Below are 21,862 nucleotides of genomic sequence, written 5' to 3' on the forward strand. Positions count from 1 at the left end.
CCCTTCCCAGAAAGCCCCCCGACCACCGGTCGGGGGGCTTTCTGCATTCACGGGTCATGCACCGGCATAAGGTCTTTCGCCGTGCCCCCCGCCGGCCGGCATGGTGCTATTGGGAGGCGCCCACTGCCTTCACGGCAGCTGCCACCACCTTCTCGACGCCGTCGACATCCGGCACTCCCGCGCCGTGCTCGTCCGCCTGGAGGTCCTCGAGGGTGTCGAACTGCGACTGCAGCAGAGACGGGGGCATGAAGTGCTTCCTGCGCGACATGCGGTCGAGAAGCGTGTCGTAGTCCGCTTGCAGATGGACGAAGAACAGATCCGGGTAGCCCCCGCGCAGCCAGTCCCGGTACAGCCGCGTCAGGGCGGAACAGGCCGTCACCGACGTTCCACCCTCGTCTGCCACTCGTCCGATCTCACCTGCCACCGCGGCGAGCCACGGTCGACGGTCGTCGTCGTTCAGCGGGTGGCCTGCAGACATCTTGTCGATGTTCGCCTTGGGATGAAAAGTGTCGCCCTCGATGAAGGTGCTCCCCAGTGTCGTCGCCAGTGCGCTGCCGACGGTGGTCTTCCCGGTCCCCGACACACCCATCACGACGATGTGTCTCGGAATGCCGTCGGCGTGGTCCGTCACGTCAGAACACCACCCAGAGCAGTGAGGCGAGCGCGAAGACCGCGAGTCCCAATGTCGTTTCCATGACCGTCCAAGTCTTCAGAGTCGTCTTCTCGTCCATGCCGAAGAATCGGCTGACGAGCCAGAAACCCGAGTCGTTCACGTGCGAGAGCACGGTGGCTCCCGCAGCGATCGCGAACACGAGCAGTGCGATGTCGAAGTTACCCAACCCGAGCTCGACCACCTGAGCCGAGACCAGGCCGGCAGTGGTCGTCAGCGCGACCGTCGCGCTGCCCTGCGCGACACGGAGAGCCGCCGCGATGAGGAACGCCTGCACGATCAACGAGAACCCGAGATCCGACAGTGACTCCGTCAGAGACGCACCGATGCCGCTGGCGCGAAGGACCCCGCCGAACATTCCGCCGGCGCCCGTGATGAGGATGATCGCGCACACCGGGCCCAGGGCGTCGTCCATGAGCGACGTGGCCTTGGAGACGGAAAACCGTCCGGGTGCCAGGACCACGAGCGACAGGAGCACCGTCAGCAGCAGAGCGACGGGTGTCTGCCCCAGGAGAATGAGTGCGTCCGCCCACCCGGCGTCCTCCGAGACGATTCCGGCGGTCTGCAGCGTCGAGACACCGGTGTTCAGGCAGATGAGTATCAGCGGCAACAGGAGCAGTCCGAGGACGGCCAGGAAGCGCGGTGGCGCGACGGGCGGAGCGTCGGGGTCGTCGGCTGCATCCGCGAACAGCGCGGCCGGGCTGGTGACGAACCGGCGACCCAGGCGCGTACCGACCAGGTAGGAACCGAGGAACCACGCGATGATCGCGACCGGGAGCCCGACGACGAGAGTGACGCCGATGTCTCCGCCCATGAGGTCCGCCGCTGCCACGGGTCCCGGGTGCGGCGGCACGATCGCATGCATGGCCGCGAAGGCGCCGGCTGTCGGCAGCGCGTAGAGCAGGACGGATCCGCCGAAGCGCCGCGCCACCGAGAAGATGATCGGCAGGAAGATGACGAGACCGGCGTCGAAGAAGATCGGGAACCCGAAGATCAAGGCGGCGACGCCGAGCGCGAAGGGAGCGCGCTTCTCACCGAAGCGTGCGATGAGGGTGTCCGCGAGAACCTGGGCCCCACCGGTCTTCTCGAGGAGTCGGCCGAGCATCACGCCCAGCGCGACGAGCAACGCGACGTTGCCGAGTGTCCCTCCGAAGCCCGAGAGGAGCGTGTCGGGTACGTCCGCGAGCGGGATGCCTGCGGCGACCGCCGTCACCATGCTGACCAGAACGAGCGACAGGAAGGCGTGGAGCTTCACCTTCATGATGAGGAAGAGCAGGACGGCCACGGCGACGGCCGCGACCGACAGCAGGTAGGCCGTTCCGTGTATCGGTTCCATGATGTCCACGCCGAGTCACCCTTTCGCGTGCCGAGATGTGTCCCGACACTAACGGCGCGACTCGCACGCACGGCGTTGCACGCGCCTCACCGTGTCCGAATCGTCACGTCCGCCGGGGTGTCATCGAGCGCGTGCCACGCGGCCCTCGTCCCACACCGGTTCACCCGACTCGTACACCCGACCGTCCGCCCCGAAGACGAGGAACCGGTCGAAACTCCGAGCGAACCATCGGTCGTGCGTCACCGTGACCACGGTTCCGTCGAACGCGACGATCGCGTCCTGCAGGGAGTCGGCCGACTCGAGGTCGAGGTTGTCGGTGGGTTCGTCGAGGAGAAGCATCGTGGCGCCGGACAGCTCCAAAAGCAGGATCTGCAACCGTGCCTGCTGACCTCCGGAGAGGTCGTCGTACCTCTGCTCCGCCTGGCGGGAGAGCCCGTAGCGGTCCAGTGCGCGGGACGCGGCCTCCCGTCCCATCCCGTCACGGTGCGAGGTCCCGCGGTGCAGGATGTCCAGCAATGTGTTGCCCTCGAGGTCGGGACGGGTGTGGGTCTGAGCGAACAGTCCCGGGCGGACCCGCGCACCGAGAGTGGCTGTGCCCGTGTGCGGTACGGGTGCCAGGTCGAGTTCGCCGACGGGAAGGTGCTCGAGGTCGGGATCGGTTCCGCCGGCAGCGAGCAGCCGCAGGAAGTGCGATTTGCCGGACCCGTTGGAGCCCAGTACGGCCACGCGGTCGCCGTACCAGATCTCCGTGTCGAAGGGCTGCATGAGTCCGGTCAACTCGAGTGACGTGCACACGAGTGCACGCTTCGCGGTCCGTCCTCCCGTGAGCCGCACAGCGACGTTCTGGCGGAGCGGCACCGCCTCGGGTGGGCCCGCCTCCTCGAACTTCGCGAGCCTCGTCCGGGCCGCCTGATAGCGCGAGGCCACACCGTCGTTGAACTTCGCCTTCTCGCGCAGCCGCAGTACGAGCGCCTGCAGTTTCACCCGCTCCTCGTCCCACCGCGCCTTCAACTCGTCGAGTCGCGCGTTCCGCTTCTCGCGTGCCTCGGTGTAGGTGGAGAAGCCGCCGCCGTGCACCCACGCCGAGGCGCCGTTGATCCCTGGCTCCAGTGTCACGATGCGAGTCGCGGCCGTGGACAACAACTCTCGGTCGTGGCTGATGAACAGCACCGACTTGTCCGACGCGGCGATGGTGCGCTCGAGCCACCGCTTGCCCGGCACGTCGAGGTAGTTGTCGGGCTCGTCGAGCAGCAGCAGCTGATCGTTGCCCGCGAACAGTGCCTCGAGCACGAGCCTCTTCTGCTCGCCGCCACTGAGCGTGGACGCGGCCCGCCATTTCGCGCGTTCGAACGAGGTGCCCATCGCGGCCATGGTGACCTCGTCCCAGAACGGCTCGAGGTCGTACCCGCCGATGTCGCCCCAGTCGGACAGCGCCTGTGCGTAGGCCATCTGGGTCGCTTCGTCGTCGTGCTCGATCATCGCGTTCTCGGAGTCGTCCAGTCGCCGGGCGGCCGTACGGACGGGCTCGGCGCACACGGACAGCAGGAGGTCACGCACAGTCGACTCGTCGCGCACCTGGCCGACGAACTGCCGCATCACCCCGAGCGTTCCGGAGCGCGTCACGCTCCCCTCGTCCGGCGGCACGTCACCGGCGACGATGCGGGTGATGGTGGTTTTGCCGGTGCCGTTGGGTCCGATCAGTGCGGTCTTGGCGCCGTCACCGACCCGGAAGGACACGCCGTCCAGCAGTTGGCGGCCGTCGGGCAGGAAGTAGTCGACGTCGGACAGTTCGAGATGGGACACAGGACGTCAGACTACGGCCGGTCGATCGCGTCCTCCACGCCATATTCGTGCGTCGCTGGAGACGTCGCGGAACCCCGTCGGGCAAACTTGACCGATGCAGCCCACACAGCGACCCGTCACTCCCGGCGAGACCGGACGGCCGCGGCTCGTCGCATCGGACGTCGACGGAACGCTCATCGACCACCACGAGCGCGTGACGGCTCGAACGAAGGCCGCGGTGCACGCCGTCGTGGCGGCCGGGGACACCTTCGTGCTGTCGACGGGTCGACCGCCGCGGTGGATCGGGCCCATCGTCGAGCAGCTGGGTCACGCGCCCATGGCCGTGTGCGCCAACGGCGCCGTGATTTACGACAGCGAGAACGACGTGGTCGTGTCGGCGCGGACGTTGAGCGTGACCGATCTGGCCGAGCTGGCCGCTCTTGCGGAGTCCCTCATCGCCGGGTGCGGCCTCGCGGTGGAGCGGGTCGGCCGCAGCGCGCACGACGCGGCGACGCCGCAGTTCGTGAGCTCTCCCGGCTACGAGCACGCGTGGCTCAACCCCGACAACACCGAGACGTCCTCGGAGGAGGTGCTGTCCGCCCCCGCCGTGAAATTGTTGATCCGGCAGTCGTCGATGACGAGCGGGGACATGGCGGCCGCGCTGACGTCCCATGTGGAGCACCTCGCCGACGTGACCTTCTCGACCGACAACGGGCTGATCGAACTGAGTCCGCCCGGAGTGTCGAAGGCGTCGGGACTGCTGGAGATCGCGCGCACACTCGGCATCGACGCGTCCGAGATGATCGCCTTCGGAGACATGCCGAACGACGTGCCGATGCTGACGATGGTCGGCCACGGCGTCGCGATGGGCAATGCGCACCCTGCTGCGATCGCCGCGGCCGACGAGGTCACCACGAGCAACGCGGACGACGGCGTCGCCCGCGTGCTCGAACGGTGGTGGAGCTAGAGGAGAACGATCAGCCGACGGGCGCTGCCTCGGGAGCCGGGGCAGCCTCCGGGGCCGGTGCGGGAGCGTCCACCGGCGCGCCGGCGTTCATCTCCGCGGTGTACGTGTCGGTGAAGGTCTTCACGACCGTCGTCACGATGCCCGTGATCTCGTCGAACGAGAGCGACCCGTTCTCGAAGTCGGACTGCCATCCGTTCGGGATGCGGTACTCGTCGGACGTCGGGAGTCCGAGAGATCCGGACTCCGAGCCCATGGCGACGAACTGCTTGAAGATCTGGCCGAGCACCGAGACCACCTGGCCGGTGGGCGTCGTGTAGATCGATCCGTTGGCGAAGTCCGCGCGGGTCTGTCCCTCGGGTGCGGGGAGCAGTCCGGTCAGGGCGGCGCCGAGTCGACCCGACTCACCGCCCTCGGCGACCCACTTCTGCACGATCGGGTTCTGGACGCCCATCGCGAGGAGTTCGGACACGAGGCCGGTCAGCGTGTTGCCGGGTGCCGGTGACGACGCGTCGACACTCGGGGGAGCGGCGACGGGCGGCGCCACCAGGCCCTCGTCGGTCGAGGTCCCGGTACCGGGCTCCGCCGGTGTCGGGGTGCCGGTCCCGTTCAGGTTGGCTGCCGCGATGGACCGGATGTCGTCCATACGTGCGTAGGCGGCGTCGCCCGGGCACTCGGTGTTGCCGACGTCGCGGTGCGCGAAGATCACCGGGAGATCGATCGAGCGGCCCTGCTGGACGAACGTGTACTGCGTGCCCTCGGACGTCATCGTGGTGGTCCCCTTCGGGTCCAGGCCGGCCTTGCCGAGACGCCACCCGAGGAACTTGCCGGCAGCGTCGAGCGACTCCTGAGTCGGCTGCTCCGAGCTGTAGTCGCCCATCAGCGCGATGCCCATGGTGTTCTCGTTGAAGCCGCCCGCGTGCGCGCCCTCGACGTTGCGATCGAGGCCACCTGCGCGGCCCTCGAACACCTGGCCGTACTTGTCCACCAGCACGTTGTAACCGATGTCGCACCAGCCCAGTGTCTGCGCGTGGTACGCGTAGATCGCCCGGACGATGCCCGCAGACTCGTCCTTGCTGTAGTTGTTGCTGCCCGCGGTGTGGTGCACCGTGGCGCCGCCGAGAGAGTCGTCGTACGTGGGAGAACCGCAGCGCTTCGACTCGTCCGCTCCCCACTGGGCGCGGGTGATCACGGCGGGGCCGGAGCCGTCGACGGGGGTCGCGATGTCACTCAGCGTGCTGTCGGCCGCCGAGGTGCCGGGCGTGATGAGCACGGCGGTCGCGTCCGCGAGGGCGTTCGCGATCGGCTGGGCCCGTAGCGGGCGGGACGACGACGCCGGGACGTAGCCGAGCTCGGGTGCCGGCGCGACGGGATCGGCCGCGTCGGGAGCGGGAGCCGCCTCGGGTGCCGGTGCCGCCTCGGGAGCGGGTGCCGGCGGCTCGACCGGGAAGGCCGGGTCGGCGGGGTTCAGCACGGCGCCGGCCGGGACGGTGGGGCTCAGCAGGAACTGGACGCGCTTGGTCAGGCCCACGTAGATGGGCTCCGTGCCGTTGGCGACGGCGGGCACGTCCGAATCGGTGCGACCGGTGTCGATGGACTGCGTCTCGTTCCACGGACCCCAGGAACCGTCGTCGAGCTGGGCACGCACACGGGCCACCGCAGAGCCGAGCTGGTCGGCCGTCAGCGCGACCATGCTGAAGGGGGTGTCCTGGGACACCTCCTTGACCACGGCGCCGTCCTGCGAGCCGTCCACCTCGGACGGCGCGGGGGCTGCCGGATCGGTGGGCGACGCGGCGGGCACCTCGGGAACCGTGAGTCCGGGGATGGACGGGATCTCGAAGGAGTCGGGCAGCGACAGATCGCGCAGCGACCCCAGGTCGATGTCCGGCAGATCCAGCCCGGTGAGTTCCTTCACGGGGATGACGATGTCGGGTGCGTTCGCGAGCGCCAGCTTGGCGATCTGCGTGGGAACGACGGTGGTCGTGTCGTTGGCCGCGCGCACTCCGGTGGTGCTGTCCCCGACGGCGTAGACCACGACAGGACTCGTGACCGCGAGTGCGGCGACGACACCCAGAATCAGTGACGGCTTCGGTCGACGGTGCAAGACGATTTCTCCCCTGGTAGACGTTGCCCCGCGATCACCGTCACATGTGACGGATGTGACTCATGTGATAGATGATGCGCAACAAGCGCCACACTAACCACAGAAACACCAACCATCAACCTCAAGTAGAGGGTTCGGCCAGGTGTTCGAACGATTCGCCCGTCGGAAGGGTCGACGTGCGGGTTGCGGGACGACTACACAGCGTCGGATACCCTGGTCACCCGTGACTGATACTTCGCGAGGACGGTACGACCTGATCGTCGTGGGGTCCGGTTTCTACGGCCTCACGATCGCCGAGCGGAGTGCCGCGGAACTGGGAAAACGAGTGCTCGTGCTCGACCGGCGCTCCCACATCGGAGGCAATGCCTACTCCGAACCCGAGCCCGGTACCGGCATCGAGATCCACAAGTACGGCGCCCACCTCTTCCACACGTCGAACGAGAAGGTGTGGGAGTACGTCACTCGCTTCACCGAGTTCACGGGCTACCAGCATCGCGTGTTCGCCCTGCACAAGGGCCAGGCGTACCAGTTCCCGATGGGCCTGGGCCTGGTCTCCCAGTTCTTCGGCCGCTACTTCACTCCCGCCGAGGCGCGCGCGCTCATCGAGGAGCAGTCCAGCGAGATCTCGGTCGAGGACGCCGCGAATCTCGAGGAGAAGGCCATCGCGCTGATCGGCCGCCCGCTGTACGAGGCGTTCGTCCGCGACTACACCGCCAAGCAGTGGCAGACCGATCCCAAGGATCTGCCCGCGGGCAACATCGCGCGGCTCCCGGTCCGCTACACCTTCGACAACCGCTACTTCAACGACACCCACGAGGGTCTGCCCGTCGACGGCTACACCGCGTGGCTCGAGAACATGGCGAAGAGCGACCTCATCGAGGTCCGGCTGGACACGGACTGGTTCGACGTCCGTGACGAACTCCGGGCCGAGAGCCCGGACGCGCCGATCGTCTACACGGGACCGCTGGACCGATACTTCGGCTACTCCGAGGGCGAACTGGGTTGGCGCACACTCGACTTCGAGACCGAGGTGCTCGACACCGGTGACTTCCAGGGCACCCCGGTGATGAACTACAACGATGCGGACGTGCCCTACACGCGCATCCACGAGTTCCGGCACTTCCATCCCGAGCGCGACTACCCCGCGGACAAGACGGTCATCATGCGCGAGTACTCCCGGTTCGCGGAGTCGGGAGACGAGCCGTACTACCCCATCAACACTCCCGACGACCGCGCGAAGCTGGCGGCCTACCGGGCCCGCGCCAAGCAGGAGACGGCCGAGAACTCCGTCCTGTTCGGCGGCCGACTGGGCACCTACCAGTACCTCGACATGCACATGGCCATCGCCAGTGCGCTCACCACGTTCGAGAACACGTTGCGCCCCCACCTCGAATCCGGTGCTCCACTGGGTGATTCGGCGTGAGCGAGGACCAGTTGCTGGGGCGGTCGCTGCTCCAACGCATCCTGCTCCCGCGCGCCGGTGAGCCGCTCGACGTCCGCACCCTGTACACGGACGAGGCCCGCACCAACCCGCGCCGCGCGCATTCGCTCTCTCGCACCTCGGTGTCCATCGGATCCGAGTCGGAGGTCTCCTTCGGCACGTACTTCAACGCGTTCCCGGCGAGCTACTGGCGACGGTGGAGCACGCTGGATTCCGTCGTCCTGCGGGTCGAGCTGATCGGCCACTGCCGCGTCGACGTCTACCGCTCGAAGGCGGACGGGTCCCGGATCCACGTCCAGGGCGGCGACACCGACGACGCGACGACGGTCGACGGCGACGTCACGACTCTCGAGTTCGTCGTCGAGCTCGGTCCCTTCGAGGACGGCGGATGGATCTGGTTCGACGTCACCACGGACACCGACGTCGAGGTGCGGTCCGCCGGGTGGTTCGCACCCGTCGACGCGCCCGGACGCGCGTCCGTGGCCATCGGCATCCCCACGTTCAACCGGCCGACGGACTGCGTGAAGGCGCTGACGGCGATCGCGTCCGATCCACTGGTCATGGCCGTCGTCGACGCCGTCATCGTGCCCGACCAGGGCACCCGCAAGGTGCGCGACGAGCCCGGATTCGACGACGCCGCGGCCGCGTTCGGTGATCTCCTCCGCATCCACGACCAGGCCAACCTCGGTGGATCCGGCGGATACAGCCGGATCATGTACGAGGCGCTCGAGAACACCGACGCCGAGCACATCCTCTTCATGGACGACGACATCGAGATCGAGCCCGACTCGATCCTGCGGGCGCTCGCCATGGCCCGCTTCGCGAAGGTGCCGACACTCGTCGGTGGCCAGATGCTCAACCTGCAGGCACGAAGTCACCTGCACGTGATGGGCGAGAAGATCGACACCGGCATCTTCATGTGGGGTGGCGCCCAGAACGTCGAGTACGACCACGACTTCGCCGAGAAGCCGCTCCGCGAGTCGACACTGCTGCACCGCCGGATCGACGTCGACTACAACGGCTGGTGGATGTGCCTCATCCCGCGGGTGGTCGCCGAGACGATCGGTCAGCCGCTGCCGCTGTTCATCAAGTGGGACGACGCCGAGTACGGACTGCGAGCCCGCGAGGCCGGGTTCCCCACGGTGACTCTGCCGGGGGCCGCGATCTGGCACATGGCGTGGAGCGACAAGGACGACGCCATCGACTGGCAGGCGTACTTCCACCTGCGCAACCGCCTCGTGGTGGCGGCGTTGCACTCCCCGGGTTCCGCCCGCGGCCTCGTGGTGAACACCGTCAAGGCCACGATGAAGCATCTGCTGTGCCTCGAGTACTCCACGGTCGCGATCCAGAACATGGCGATCCGCGACTTCCTCGCCGGCCCCGAGCACATCATGGACATCCTGCCGACGGCGCTCGCCGAGGTGCACCGGGTACGCAGGCAGTACCCCGACGCCGTGGTCGTCCCGTCGTCGACGCTGCTCCCGCCGGCCAGCGGCGCGGACGTACCCGCCGTCGCCGAGCCGGTCGGCGCCGTGGCCAAGGTGTCCCGGCTGGCGAAGGGCCTGATCCACAACGCCCGAGGCGCGCAGCGGCAGCACCACGACCGTCCCCAGCTCAACGTGCCGACGCTCGATGCGCGCTGGTACCTGCTCTCGCAGGTCGACGGTGTCACCGTCACCACCGCCGACGGACGCGGCGTCGTCTACCGCAAGCGGGATCCGAAGATCGCCTCCGCGCTGCTCGGAGAGGCGCTCTCGCTGCGCCGCGAGCTGGCGTCGCGCTTCCCCGAGCTGTCCGACCGGTACCGTCGCGCCGTGCCCGAACTCACCAGCAAGGAGCGTTGGGAACGTGTCTTCTCCTATCCGAACTGACAACCTGGTTCGAACCGACCTGCGGGTCCTCACCGCGGTGCAGGGCAGCGTCGGATCACTGCCGGGCGCCGTGCGTGTCGCTCGGGGGATGTCGCACTTCGGTGAGCACGCCCTCGGGTGGATCGCCATCGGCGGTGTCGGTGCCGTGGTCGACTCGGCGCGGCGCGAGCAGTGGGCGTCGGTCGCGGTCGGTGCCGTCGGTGCGCACGCGGCGTCGATCGTCGTCAAGCGCATCTCGCGGCGTCGGCGCCCGACCCATCCGTCCGTGCGCGTCGGCGTCTCCACGCCCAGCCGGTTCAGCTTCCCGTCGTCGCACGCGACGTCCACCACGGCCGCGGCGCTGCTGATCGGCCGCGCGAGCGGTCTGCCCGTGGCACCGGTGCTGGTGCCCGCGATGCTGGTGTCGCGCCTGGTGCTCGGTGTTCACTACCCTTCCGACGTACTCGTGGGCTCCGCGCTCGGCGCGCTGTCCGCGGCGGCGACGGTGCGAGCCGAGAAGAACGCGGCGGTCCGATTCGGCCTGACCGGCGGAGACGCAGCGGCCACGACAGCAGGAGCAGCATGAGCGAGGAACCCGCCGTCGTCGGCGCGCCCCCGAAGAACCTGGCCACGGGCATCGTCAAGGCGGTGCGCCCGCGCCAGTGGGTCAAGAACGTGCTGGTCCTGGCGGCGCCCCTGGCTGCCGGCTCGGTCACCGAGAGCTCGGTGCTCCTGCCGGTCGCGCTCGCGTTCCTCGTCTTCTGCATGGCCGCGTCGGGCATCTATCTGGTCAACGACGCGATGGACGTCGAGGCGGACCGGGCGCACCCCACCAAGCGATTCCGTCCCATCGCGGCGGGTGTCCTCCCGGTCAACCTGGCCTTCGCGATGGCGGTGGTGCTGCTCGGCGGCGCGATCGGGCTCTCGTTCCTGGCCAACTGGAACCTCGCCGTGGTCATGGGCGTCTACATCGCGGTCCAGCTCGCGTACTGCTTCGGCCTGAAGCACCAGGCGGTGCTCGACATCTGCATCGTCTCGTCCGGCTTCCTGCTGCGCGCGATCGCGGGCGGCGTGGCGGCCGACATCCCGCTGTCGCAGTGGTTCCTGCTGATCATGGCCTTCGGATCGCTGTTCATGGCAGCCGGCAAGCGGTACGCCGAACTGCAGCTCGCCGAACGCACCGGCGCCAAGATCCGCAAGTCGCTGGAGAACTACACCACCACCTACCTGCGGTTCGTGTGGACGCTCAGCGCCACGGCCGTCGTCATCTGCTACGGACTGTGGGCCTTCGACCAGGACGCGAAGAACGGCAGTTCCCTCTTCGCGATCTCGATGGTTCCCTTCACTGTCGCTATCCTGCGGTACGCAGTGGACGTGGACGGTGGCGAAGCGGGCGAGCCCGAGGAGATCGCACTCGGGGACCGGGTGCTCCAGATGCTCGCCATCGTGTGGATCGGAGTGGTGGGTGTCGCTGTCTACCTCGCATGAGGAACTGACAGAACGTACCGGCGACGAGCAGTCGCGGGCCGAGGACCGGGTGGGAACGCCCGGGTGGGCCCGAGCGACCGGCGTCGCCGGTATCGCCGTGGTCGCGGTGCTGACCTTCTGGGGCGCCTGGGACCGCCGTTGGATCGCGGACGACGGACTGATCGTGCTGCGCACGGTCCGCAACCTCCTGGCCGGCAACGGGCCGGTGTTCAACGCGGGCGAGCGCGTCGAGACCAACACGAGCGCCGCCTGGACCTACGTCGTGTACGCCTTCTCGTGGCTCAGCGGTGTCCGCCTCGAGTACGTGGTGCTGACCATCGCCCTCGTGCTGACGACGGCGGCCGTCACGGTCGCGATGATCGGCACGGCACGCCTGTACGCCGGGCGCGCGGTGCTCGTGCTCCCCGCAGGAGCGCTCGTCTACATCGCCGTACCGCCGGCACGCGACTTCGCGACGTCCGGCCTCGAGTCGTGCCTGGTCATCTTCTGGATCGCGGTCCTGTGGTGGCTGATGCTCCGGTGGGCGGACCGGCGGGTGGAGAACCCGTCGACGGCACTCGTGCTCGTCATCGCGTTCTGGGGCGGACTGTCGCCCCTCGTCCGCCCGGAACTCGTCATCGTCGGCGGCCTCGCGCTCCTCATGCTCGTCGTCGCGACGTCGGGATGGATCCGCCGCGGCGCCGTCGTCGTGGTCGCCGGTCTGCTCCCGGTGGGCTACCAGATCTGGCGCATGGGCTACTACGCGCTGCCGTACCCGAACACCGCGGTGTCGAAGGACGCCGGCGGCGCCAAGTGGGCGCAGGGTTCGACGTATCTGTGGAACCTCGTGGGGCCCTACGCCCTGTGGGTGCCCGCGGTGCTGGTCGTCGTGGCCGCGGCACTGGCCGCCACCCGGATCGGGCCCGGTGCGGCTCGCCGTGGCGAGGCGCCGCGCGGTCTCGCCGGACTGGTCTCGCGGATCCGGACGCCGAGCGCCGTGGTGGTCTTCGCGCTCGTGTCGGGTCTGATCTCCACGGTGTACGCCGTGCGAGTGGGCGGCGACTTCATGCACGGCCGCACTCTGCTCCCCGCGCTGTTCCTGCTTCTGCTCCCGGTCGCCGTCGTGCCGATCCCGCTGCGACGCGGGATCGTGGCGCTGGTGTCGTGCGTCGCGCTGTGGCTCGGCGTGGTCGTCTGGGCGATCTTCGCGGCCACCACCATCGGCATGCCGCAGGGCACGACGGTCGGGCGTAGCGGCATCGTCGACGAGCGGGCCTTCTACTCGGAGAACACCGGCCACCGCCATCCGATCCTGGCCAGCGACTACCTGGACTACCCGCGCATGCGGGCAATGGTGCAGACCATCGAGAACACGCCGGACGGCGGTCTGTTGCTGCCGTCCGCGCAGTTCACCTACTGGGACGTGGTGCCGCCGCCCCTGCCGATTCCCGAGGGCGGCGACGAGCACGTCGTCTACTTCCTCAACTTGGGAATGACCAGCATGAACGTGGGGCTCGACGTCCGGGTGCTGGATCAGATGGGCCTGGCGTATCCGTTGGCGGCGCACACGGAACGGCTCGACAACGGCCGCATCGGACACGACAAGAACCTGTACACGGACTGGGTGGTCGCGGACACCGGAATGGTGGACGTGCATCCCTTCCTGCCGTTCTATCTGGACGAGGAATGGGTGGAGCAGGCGCAGGTCGCGTTGACCTGTCCGGAGACGCAGGAACTGCTGACGTCCTACCGTTCAGAGCTCACGCGGGCCCGATTCGTGCAGAACTTCAAGCACTCGTTGGATCTCGCGGGGTACCGATTCGACCGGGTGCCGAAGTACGAAATACAACGGTGTAATTTGGAGATGCCCCCGGAGCGGCCCGCATCGTGACGATGTGCGGCAAGTGAGATCCGCGTCACAGTGAGATCACCGGGTCATGGCGTTTCGGTGTCGTGAGTATTCCGATTTCGACGTCCCGGCTGGATTCCGGCATCTCGTTTGTGTAACGCTGTCTCCGTCGGCGGAGATATGTGTAGATGATGTGCGTCGACGTGCAGGATCGCCCGCGGGGCGATCGTGCGCGGAAGACGAGACCGATGGTTCAGGTTCCGAGGTCTTCCTCGGAGCGTGACCGGATATCGATCGACGAAGCGGTGCGGCCGTCCGGCTGCACGGAACTGTGAGAGGCCGAATGTATGCGTGACGGGTCCGTTACCGATGTCGCTGGTGACGACAGCGCTCTGCCGCGTAAGGCTTCACGCCTGCGCACCCCCCGAGTGGGCCGACGCATGCGTCAGGCCCTCGTCTCCGTCGTGATGGCCGCCGCCATCCCCCTCGGCCTCGCGGTCGTGGGCACCGGAGCCACTGCCAACGCCGAGATCCGTGCCGGATTCGACGTCTGGTCCGACTCGTCCATGGGTCCGATCAAGAGTCGCGTCTGGCGCGCCGCCGACGGCAACACGTCGAAGGTCGTGTACCTCCTCGACGGTCTCCGCGCGACGCCGGACATCAGCGGCTGGGAGCACGAGACCAATGCGGGCTCGTTCCTCTCGGACAACAACATCAACGTCGTCCAGCCGGTCGGCGGTGAGTCCAGCTTCTACACCGACTGGTACGCACCGTCGAACTTCAACGGCCAGCAGATCACCTACAAGTGGGAGACGTTCCTGACGCAGGACCTCCCCAACCGTCTCGCAGCGGGTGACCTCGGCTTCTCGCGTCAGAACAACGGCATCGTCGGTCTGTCGATGGGCGGCAGCGCTGCGCTGACGCTCGCCGCGTACCACCCGAACCAGTTCAGCTACGCCGGCTCGCTGTCCGGCTACCTGAACATCTCGGCGCCCGGCATGCGCGAGGCCATCCGCGTCGCGATGCTCGACGCCGGTCGCTACAACGTCGACAGCATGTGGGGACCGCCCTGGAACCCGGCGTGGCTCCGCAACGACCCGTTCGTCTTCGCGCCGCGTCTGCGTGACAACGGCACGCGTGTCTGGGTCTCGGCCGCCAGCGGCCTCCCGGGCAACTACGACCGCCCGGGCTCGCTGCTCGACTACTACAACACCGCCAACGGCATGGGCCTCGAGGCTCTGGCGCTCGCCAACAGCCGCGCGTTCCAGGTCCGCATGGCCTCGATCGGCGCCAACAACGTCACCTACAGCTTCCCCGCGCAGGGAACGCACCGGTGGGGTTACTGGTTCGATCAGATCGTGCAGATGATGCCCGACCTGCGTGCCAACATCGGCTGAGTCAGCTCGGTAGTCGACAGCCCCGGCCCTCGCTTCGGCGACGGTGTCCGGGGCTGTCGCATGTTCTGAGGCGACTCCAGTAACATTTGCACCACCAGTCACAGCGAGTCTCCCCGAGACCGTCGTCGTGACCGTGTAGAACAAGATCGGCGGCACTCTCGACGGACCGGACCTCTCCGGCACGCCGACGGCCCCGCACAGTCTGACGTTTCGAGGAAGCGAGTCCCACACATGCGAGTTCCGAACGGCCGGAGAGCGCGGATCCTGTCCGCCCTGGCGGTCACGCTGGTTCTTCCGCTCGCAGGGGGCCAGGCCGCCACGGCGGTCGCGTCTCCGGTCCACGCGGCACCGGTCCAGGCAGCGCCGCTGCGCGCGCAGGCGGAGGCCGGCGCCACCGTGTCCGCGGTCGACTGGATCACCGACCGCCGTGTCGCGGTGTGGGTGAACTCGCCGTCCATGGGAGTCCCGATCCAGGTGCAGCTGCTGCTCGCGCGGGACTGGAACAAGAACCCGCAGGCCACGTTCCCGTCGGTGTGGATGCTCGACGGCATGCGCGCGACCGACACCGAGAACGGCTGGACCGCCGAGACCGACGCCGAGTCCTGGTTCGCCGACAAGAACGTCAACGTCGTGCTGCCCGTCGGCGGTCAGTCGAGCTTCTACTCCGACTGGGCCGAGCAGAACAACGGCCGGAACTACAAGTGGGAGACGTTCCTGACCAAGGAGCTCCCGCCCATTCTCGAGCGTGACTGGCGCTCCAACCAGACGCGCGCGGTCGCCGGTCTCTCCATGGGCGGCACCGCCGCGATGACGCTCTCGGCGCGGAACCCGGGCTTCTTCCGATTCGCCGGATCGTTCTCCGGCATCCTCAGCACCACGACGCTCGGCATGCCGCAGGCCATCGGGTACGCCATGCAGGACGCGGGCGGCTTCGACGCCGGCGCCATGTGGGGCGTGCCGTCGAGCGAGCTGTGGGCTCAGCACGACCCGTACGTTCTCGCGGAGAAGCTGAAGGGCATGAGCCTGTACGTCTCGAGCGGCAGCGGTACCGCCGGACCGTACGACCAGCAGTCCGACATCCCCGGCATCAGCACGAACTACGCCGGCATGGGTCTCGAGATCCTGTCGCGGCTCACGTCGCAGACGTTCGCGACCAAGCTCAACAAGCTCGGCATCCCGGCCTCGATCAACTACCGGCCGTCCGGAACCCACTCGTGGCAGTACTGGCAGTTCGAGCTCCGCCAGGCATGGCCGCAGATCGCCACCGCCCTCGGCGTCGAGGTGGACAAGCCCGCGTGCAGCGTCGGCGGGAACATCGGCGGCACCGCGAGCGCCAACGGATGGCTCGGCGACTGCCTCACCTCCGAGTACGACGTCGCGGGTGGGCGCGCGCAGGACTTCCGGTTCGGTCGCATCTTCTCCTCCGACGGGGGCACGCACGTCGTCGCCGGTGCGATCGGTGGCGCGTACGCGGCCAACGGTGGTCCGGCCGGCGCACTGGGCATGCCGCTGTCGGGTGAGCTCGGAACCCCGGACGGCCGTGGACGCTACAACTCGTTCCGCAACGGAATGGTCTACTGGACCCCGCAGACCGGTGCGCACGCAGTGCGCGGCGCGATTCTCGACGAGTGGGCCCGCCAGGGCTACGAGGGTGGGCCGCTGGGCTACCCGCTGCGCGACGAGGTGCAGACCCCGAACAAGCCGGGTGCGGTCCAGGGCTTCGAGATCGGTGCGATGTACTTCTCGCCCGACACCGGCACGCACGCCGTGATGGGCAAGATCATGGAGAAGTACGGCCAGCTCGGGTGGGAGAACGGGGCACTCGGCTTCGCGAAGACCAACGAGGTCCCGGTCCGTGACGGCGGTCGTTTCACCGAGTTCCAGGGCGGCAACATCTACTGGTCGCCCGCGACCGGCGCGTGGTCCATCCTCAACGGCCAGATATTCGACGCGTGGAAGAGCGTCGGGTACGAGAACGGTCGCCTGGGATACGTCACCAGCGATCAGTTCGACATCCCCGGCGGTGTCCAGCAGAACTTCCAGAACGGCTTCGTGACGGTGCGGGACGGCGTCGTCCAGATCGTTCCCTGACCCGACACCGGGCGGTGCCGACACGGTGGGACTTCGCCCCGCGGCCGGCCTCCGGCCTTGCCGCACACAGAGTCCTCTCAGACCGTGCCGGTACCGTCCGCTGTCAGTTGCCGTGCCCCGATGACAGTAAGGACGTTCTCGTGACCTCGAGGTTCGCCACCACCGTCGCTCCCGTGATGCTGGCCGTCGCGGCCGGCGCTCTGCTCACCGCGTGCGGCGGCGACGACTCCTCGGCCAGCAGCACGCCGTCCCTCACGTCGAGCGCCACCGCCGCTGCGACCACGACGGAGGCGCCGACCTCCACGTCCGCGTCCGCCACGTCGACCTCGCCTGGCGCGACCACGAGTCCGGGCGCGGCGGCGACCGCTCCCGACGAGGCGGAGCCGGTGCCCAGTGGCTTCCCCGGCCCGACCGAGGTGCCGATCGACGCCCGTGGAACCGCGTTCCTCGACGCTCTGAAGTCCCGCGGCGTCACGGTGGCCGGCAACGGCGACATCGCCATCGGCACGGCGAGCTACATCTGCGCCGCCCAGTCCGAGGGTGTGGCGGACGACCAGGTCCTCACCTTCGTCACCGCGAACGTCGGTGCCGAGGCGTCGGCGTCCGGTGCGACCATCAGCGCCGAGGACGCGTCGCGGACCGCACAGACGTACGTCGACGTCGCGCGCTCGACGTACTGCGGATAGGCGGCGCCTCGTGACACGATCCGGTCGGCCCGGGCCGCCGCGTCGGCGTTCGGTGGCGCGCACACTGCTCGTCCTGCTCGCGGTCGCGCTCGTCGTCGTCCTCGTCCTGCTGTTGCTCTGGTACCTGCTCGCGGGTCGACTGACGACACCCGGTCCCGGTGAGCCGCAGGTTCCCGGCGCCGAGCCGCCCACCTCGCAGCCGGCGTCGTGCCCCGACGTGTTCGTGCTCTCGGTGCCGGGCACGTGGGAGTCGAACGCGGCGGACGATCCCTACGCTCCCACCGCGAACCCGATCTCGTTGATGCTGAACGTGACTCAGCCGCTGCAGCAGCAGTTCGGCCCCGAGCGCGCCGAGGTCTACACGGTTCCGTACGTCGCGCAGTTCTCGAATCCCATCGCGTTCCCGCCCGACGGCCAGGCCTCGTACAACGTCAGCCGGTCGGAGGGCGCCGCGAAGGCGAACGAGATCCTGGCGCAGCGGTCCTCGGAGTGCCCGCTCACGTCCTACGTGCTCGCAGGGTTCTCGCAGGGAGCAGTCATCGTCGGCGATCTCGCCGCGTCGATCGGCGCGGGGGCGGGTCCGGTTCCGGCGGAGCGAGTCCTCGGCGTCACCGTCATCGCGGACGGCCGACGCGACGGCACCAGCGCGCAGCAGATCGGCCCGCCGGTGGACGGCGTGGGCGCGGAGGTGGCTCTCGGCGGTCTCGACGTACCCGGAATCACCATGACCGGTGCCCGCCAGGGTGGGTTCGGTGCGCTCGCCGATCGGACCTTCTCGATCTGCGCTCCCGGCGACCTCATCTGCGCGGCGCCGCCCGAGGCCATGTCGCTCCGGAACATCCCGTCGTCGCTGACCGCACTGGCCGGTGCGGCGGGTAATCCGGTGCACGGCAACTACGCTCGGTACGTCGTCGACGACGCCGGCACCACCGCCACACAGTGGACGGCGAACTGGGCGGCGGGGCTCGTCGCGTCGGCTCCGACGCCTGCTCACAGCTGACGGAAGGTGCTGCGCGGGGCAACTTTGGTCTCGAGCCGGTAACGGTTAGAGTGGCGAGTCGGCTTCGACTCCGGCCACCGCACCTTCCCTCGACGCTGCAGGAGAGAAAATTCATGAGTTCTGCCGACGCCGCGGCCACCACTGCGCCACTGCGCACGTTCCGCTTCGCGGCAGGCGGTGAGGGCAACCCGGACGAGGGCGGCGCACGGCGTTTCGTGAAGTTGGCGCAGAAGGCGGAGGAGCTGGGTTTCGACAGCTTCATGATTCCCGACCACCTGGGCAACCAGGTCGGCCCCATCGCCGCGCTCGGCGCGCTGGCCGTCGCCACCGACAAGATCCGCCTCGGGACCGCAGTCCTCGCGAACGGTTTCCGTCACCCGGCGGTGCTGGCGAAGGACGCGACGACCATCGACCAGATCTCCGGCGGACGGCTCGAGCTGGGAATCGGTGCGGGCTGGCTCAAGGAGGAGTACGACAAGGCGGGCATCGCCTACGAGAGCCCCGGTGTGCGCATCGAGAAGCTCGACGAGTCGCTCACCATTCTCGACACCCTGATGCGTGGGCAGGAGTGCCACTTCCAGGGCAAGCACTACCAGGTGAACGGGTTGCAGGGCAGCCCGCGGCCGCGCCAGGGCCCCCGGCCTCCCATCGCCGTGGGCGGCGGCGGCCCGAAGATGCTCGCGATGGCAGCCAAGCACGCCGACATCATCTCCCTGGTCCCCAGCACCACGCGCGAGGGCAAGCTCAAGCTGTCCGAGATCACCATGGAGAAGAGCATCGAGCGCGTCGAGCTCATCCGCGCCGCTGCGGGCGACCGGTTCGCCGACATCGAGCTGAACTGGACCATCACGACCATCCTGATCTCGGACGATCGGGAGCAGACGGCGGAGATGGTCATCGGTGCGCTCGACAACGGCTTCCCGCCCAACATGGAGGTCGACACCCGTCTGACCGTCGAGCAGATCCTGGAGTCGCCGTACATCGCGATCGGGAGCTTCGAGGAGATCGCGGACCAGATCCGGAACGTGCGGGCCCGGACGACGATGTCGTACGTCGGTGTCTTCCCGACGCAGATGGACGCCTTCGCTCCGGTCATTCCGCTGCTGGCGGGAGAATGACGGTCGTCGCTCGGCGGGTCTGTACCATGCTTGTGGTTCTCGCTGTCACGATCGGTGAGCGAGACCGGTGAGACTTACCGGTGAGTAAGATGACGACGCTCGAGAACGAGCGCGTGCATCCAGCAGACCGCGCCCACATCAGAACTGGGCGGTGTCGTGTAGCCGGCGGTGTCGCACTGCTTCGGAGGAGAGAATGATGAGTAACTCGTTCGACGATTTCGTCGACGACACCGGCAACATCGTGATCCGCGAGGATCTGACGCTGGTCCGCCACGTCGAGCAGAACGTCGCGGACAACGGCGACGACCTGGCCTACCGCTACGTGGACTACTCGCGGGAGCGCGACGGTGAGGTGCACGAGCTCACCTGGTCGCAGTTCGGTGCCCGTCTGCGCGCCGTGGCCGCGCGCCTGCAGCAGGTGACGTCGCCCGGTGACCGCGTGGCGATCCTCGCTCCGCAGGGCCTCGACTACGTCGTGGCGTTCTTCGGTGCCGTCTACGCGGGCACCATCGCGGTACCGCTCTTCGATCCGGACGAGCCCGGACACAGCGACCGCCTGCACGCCGTGCTCGACGACTGCTCGCCGTCGGCGATCCTCACCGCGACCAACTCGGCCGCCGGTGTACGCCAGTTCTTCCGCGCTCTTCCCGCGGCGCAGCGCCCCCGCATCATCGCGGTCGACGCCATCCCGGACAGCGTCGGCGCCACCTGGACCGAGCCGCCCACCGACATCGACGCGATCGCGTACCTGCAGTACACGTCCGGATCGACCCGCGTGCCGGCCGGTGTGGAGATCACGCACCGCGCCGTCGGCGTGAACGCCCTGCAGATGGTCGACGCGATCGAGCTGAACCACGACTCGCGCGGCGTCACGTGGCTGCCGCTGTTCCACGACATGGGCCTGCTCACCGTGATCCTGCCGGCGCTGGGCGGCAAGTACATCACCATCATGAGCCCGCGTGCCTTCGTGCAGCGGCCGTGGCGATGGATCAAGGAACTCGCCGCCGTGTCCGACGGTGCCGGCACGTTCGCGGCTGCACCGAACTTCGCGTTCGAGCACGCGGCACAGCGCGGCCTGCCGAAGAACGGCGAGTCGCTGGACCTGTCCAACGTCATCGGCCTGATCAACGGCAGCGAGCCGGTCACCACCACGTCGATGAAGAAGTTCAACGACGCGTTCATGCCGTACGGACTGCCGAAGACGGCCATCAAGCCGTCGTACGGCATGGCGGAGGCGACACTGTTCGTCTCCTCCACCAAGCACTCGGACGAGGCCAAGGTCATCCACGTCGACCGCACGGAGCTCAACTCCGGACGTGTCGTCCAGGTCGCCGAGGGAACGCCCAACTCCATTCCGCAGGTGTCGTGCGGCTACGTCGCACGCAGCCAGTGGGCCGCCATCGTCGATGCCGACTCCGCGTCCGAGGTTCCCGACGGGCACGTCGGTGAGATCTGGCTGCACGGCGAGAACATCGGCAAGGGCTACTGGGGCCGGGAGAAGGAGACCTCGGAGACCTTCCACAACAAGCTGGTCTCGCGCCAGACGGAGAACAGCCACGCCGACGGTGCGGCCGAGGGCGCGAACTGGATGCGCACCGGCGATTTCGGTGTCTACGTGGACGGCGAGCTCTACATCACCGGTCGCGTGAAGGACCTGGTCATCGTCGACGGCCGCAATCACTACCCGCAGGACCTCGAGGCATCCGCCCAGGACGCGAGCACGGCCCTGCGCCCCGGTTTCGTGGCGGCCTTCGCCGTGCCCGCGAACCAGCTTCCCGACTTCGTCTTCGAGCACGGCGGCGCCGGACTCACCCGAGACCCGGGTGACTCGTCGGAGCAGCTGGTCATCGTGGCCGAGCGGGCGCCGGGCGCCGGCAAGGCGGATCCGCAGCCCATCGCGGACACCGTGCGTGCGGCGATCTCGACTCGCCACGGCGTGACGGCACGCGACATCCTCCTGGTTCCCGCCGGTTCGATCCCGCGTACGTCCAGCGGCAAGATCGCGCGTCGGGCCTGCAAGGCGGCGTACATCGAGGGCACGCTGCGTGGTGGCTACCAGCAGACGGCGTTCCCCGACAATCCCGAAGACTGATCACCCGACGCGGGT

The 21,862-nt window shown here is 68.3% G+C and carries 16 protein-coding genes; 12 read left to right on the forward strand and 4 right to left on the reverse strand.

The window, feature by feature from the left end; all coding sequences use genetic code 11:
• Window positions 1–106: 106 nt before the first annotated feature.
• From QRN16_RS20420 to QRN16_RS20430, 3 genes are all read right to left on the reverse strand, one after another.
• Window positions 107–631, reverse strand: a complete 525-nt coding sequence (locus tag QRN16_RS20420; protein WP_502944028.1) for a gluconokinase — start codon at window positions 629–631, stop codon at window positions 107–109.
• Window position 632: 1 nt separating this feature from the next.
• The gene (locus QRN16_RS20425) at window positions 633–2,015 is read right to left on the reverse strand and encodes a GntP family permease (protein ID WP_285189557.1); all 1,383 of its coding nucleotides are present in this window, start codon (window positions 2,013–2,015) and stop codon (window positions 633–635) included.
• A 111-nt stretch (window positions 2,016–2,126) separates the two neighbouring features.
• Window positions 2,127–3,809: an ABC-F family ATP-binding cassette domain-containing protein gene (locus tag QRN16_RS20430; protein ID WP_222633246.1), complete on the reverse strand. Its 1,683-nt coding sequence runs from the start codon at window positions 3,807–3,809 to the stop codon at window positions 2,127–2,129.
• 94 nt (window positions 3,810–3,903) lie between these two features.
• Between QRN16_RS20430 and QRN16_RS20435 the strand changes: the two genes are divergently transcribed.
• A complete protein-coding gene (locus QRN16_RS20435) occupies window positions 3,904–4,755 on the forward strand; it encodes a Cof-type HAD-IIB family hydrolase (RefSeq protein WP_027507268.1) in 852 nt (283 codons plus the stop codon).
• Between the two features lie 10 nt (window positions 4,756–4,765).
• On the opposite strand, the gene QRN16_RS20440 is transcribed toward QRN16_RS20435, so the two are convergent.
• Window positions 4,766–6,856: an N-acetylmuramoyl-L-alanine amidase gene (locus QRN16_RS20440; protein WP_222647499.1), complete on the reverse strand. Its 2,091-nt coding sequence runs from the start codon at window positions 6,854–6,856 to the stop codon at window positions 4,766–4,768.
• A 223-nt stretch (window positions 6,857–7,079) separates the two neighbouring features.
• Here QRN16_RS20440 and glf point away from each other — a divergent pair, with 223 nt between their 5' ends.
• From glf to fadD32, 11 genes are all read left to right on the forward strand, one after another.
• On the forward strand, window positions 7,080–8,279 hold the full coding sequence (gene glf, locus QRN16_RS20445) for a UDP-galactopyranose mutase (protein ID WP_285189563.1): 1,200 nt from the start codon (window positions 7,080–7,082) through the stop codon (window positions 8,277–8,279).
• Complete coding sequence (locus QRN16_RS20450) at window positions 8,276–10,168, forward strand: glycosyltransferase (RefSeq protein ID WP_285189567.1); 1,893 nt, start codon at window positions 8,276–8,278, stop codon at window positions 10,166–10,168. The genes glf and QRN16_RS20450 overlap by 4 nt, the downstream gene beginning before the upstream one ends.
• A 19-nt stretch (window positions 10,169–10,187) precedes the next feature.
• Window positions 10,188–10,733 carry a phosphatase PAP2 family protein gene (locus tag QRN16_RS20455; protein WP_051613706.1) on the forward strand — a complete coding sequence of 182 codons (546 nt, stop codon included), beginning with the start codon at window positions 10,188–10,190 and terminating at the stop codon, window positions 10,731–10,733.
• Window positions 10,730–11,635, forward strand: coding sequence for a decaprenyl-phosphate phosphoribosyltransferase (locus QRN16_RS20460; RefSeq protein WP_027507272.1), 906 nt, complete (start codon window positions 10,730–10,732; stop codon window positions 11,633–11,635). The genes QRN16_RS20455 and QRN16_RS20460 overlap by 4 nt, the downstream gene beginning before the upstream one ends.
• Window positions 11,613–13,505, forward strand: a complete 1,893-nt coding sequence (locus QRN16_RS20465; protein ID WP_502944029.1) for an arabinofuranosyltransferase AftB family protein — start codon at window positions 11,613–11,615, stop codon at window positions 13,503–13,505. Before QRN16_RS20460 ends, QRN16_RS20465 begins: the two co-directional genes overlap by 23 nt.
• Before the next feature lie 398 nt (window positions 13,506–13,903).
• Window positions 13,904–14,860 (forward strand): alpha/beta hydrolase, encoded by a 957-nt coding sequence (locus tag QRN16_RS20470; protein ID WP_231476482.1) that lies wholly within the window; start codon window positions 13,904–13,906, stop codon window positions 14,858–14,860.
• 231 nt (window positions 14,861–15,091) lie between these two features.
• Entirely contained in the window at window positions 15,092–16,951 is a 1,860-nt protein-coding gene (locus QRN16_RS20475) for an alpha/beta hydrolase-fold protein (protein WP_285189572.1), read from the forward strand.
• 140 nt (window positions 16,952–17,091) lie between these two features.
• Entirely contained in the window at window positions 17,092–17,637 is a 546-nt protein-coding gene (locus QRN16_RS20480) for a DUF732 domain-containing protein (protein ID WP_027507276.1), read from the forward strand.
• A 10-nt stretch (window positions 17,638–17,647) separates the two neighbouring features.
• Complete coding sequence (locus QRN16_RS20485; protein ID WP_081821493.1) at window positions 17,648–18,637, forward strand: cutinase family protein; 990 nt, start codon at window positions 17,648–17,650, stop codon at window positions 18,635–18,637.
• Between the two features lie 113 nt (window positions 18,638–18,750).
• Window positions 18,751–19,755 carry an LLM class F420-dependent oxidoreductase gene (locus tag QRN16_RS20490; RefSeq protein WP_027507278.1) on the forward strand — a complete coding sequence of 335 codons (1,005 nt, stop codon included), beginning with the start codon at window positions 18,751–18,753 and terminating at the stop codon, window positions 19,753–19,755.
• 196 nt (window positions 19,756–19,951) lie between these two features.
• Entirely contained in the window at window positions 19,952–21,847 is a 1,896-nt protein-coding gene (fadD32, locus tag QRN16_RS20495; RefSeq protein ID WP_027507279.1) for a long-chain-fatty-acid--AMP ligase FadD32, read from the forward strand.
• Window positions 21,848–21,862 lie beyond the last annotated feature (15 nt).

The organism is Rhodococcus sp. MEB041, from assembly GCF_030208955.1.
Taxonomy (GTDB): Bacteria; Actinomycetota; Actinomycetes; order Mycobacteriales; family Mycobacteriaceae; genus Rhodococcoides.

Excerpts from the sequence above, each read along its gene's own strand:
- QRN16_RS20435 (WP_027507268.1), top strand. The coding sequence starts at position 3,904 with ATGCAGCCCACACAGCGACCCGTCACTCCCGGCGAGACCGGACGGCCG.
- QRN16_RS20460 (WP_027507272.1), top strand. The coding sequence starts at position 10,730 with ATGAGCGAGGAACCCGCCGTCGTCGGCGCGCCCCCGAAGAACCTGGCC.
- QRN16_RS20470 (WP_231476482.1), top strand. The coding sequence starts at position 13,904 with ATGCGTCAGGCCCTCGTCTCCGTCGTGATGGCCGCCGCCATCCCCCTC.
- QRN16_RS20475 (WP_285189572.1), top strand. The coding sequence starts at position 15,092 with ATGCGAGTTCCGAACGGCCGGAGAGCGCGGATCCTGTCCGCCCTGGCG.
- QRN16_RS20490 (WP_027507278.1), top strand. The coding sequence starts at position 18,751 with ATGAGTTCTGCCGACGCCGCGGCCACCACTGCGCCACTGCGCACGTTC.
- fadD32 (WP_027507279.1), top strand. The coding sequence starts at position 19,952 with ATGAGTAACTCGTTCGACGATTTCGTCGACGACACCGGCAACATCGTG.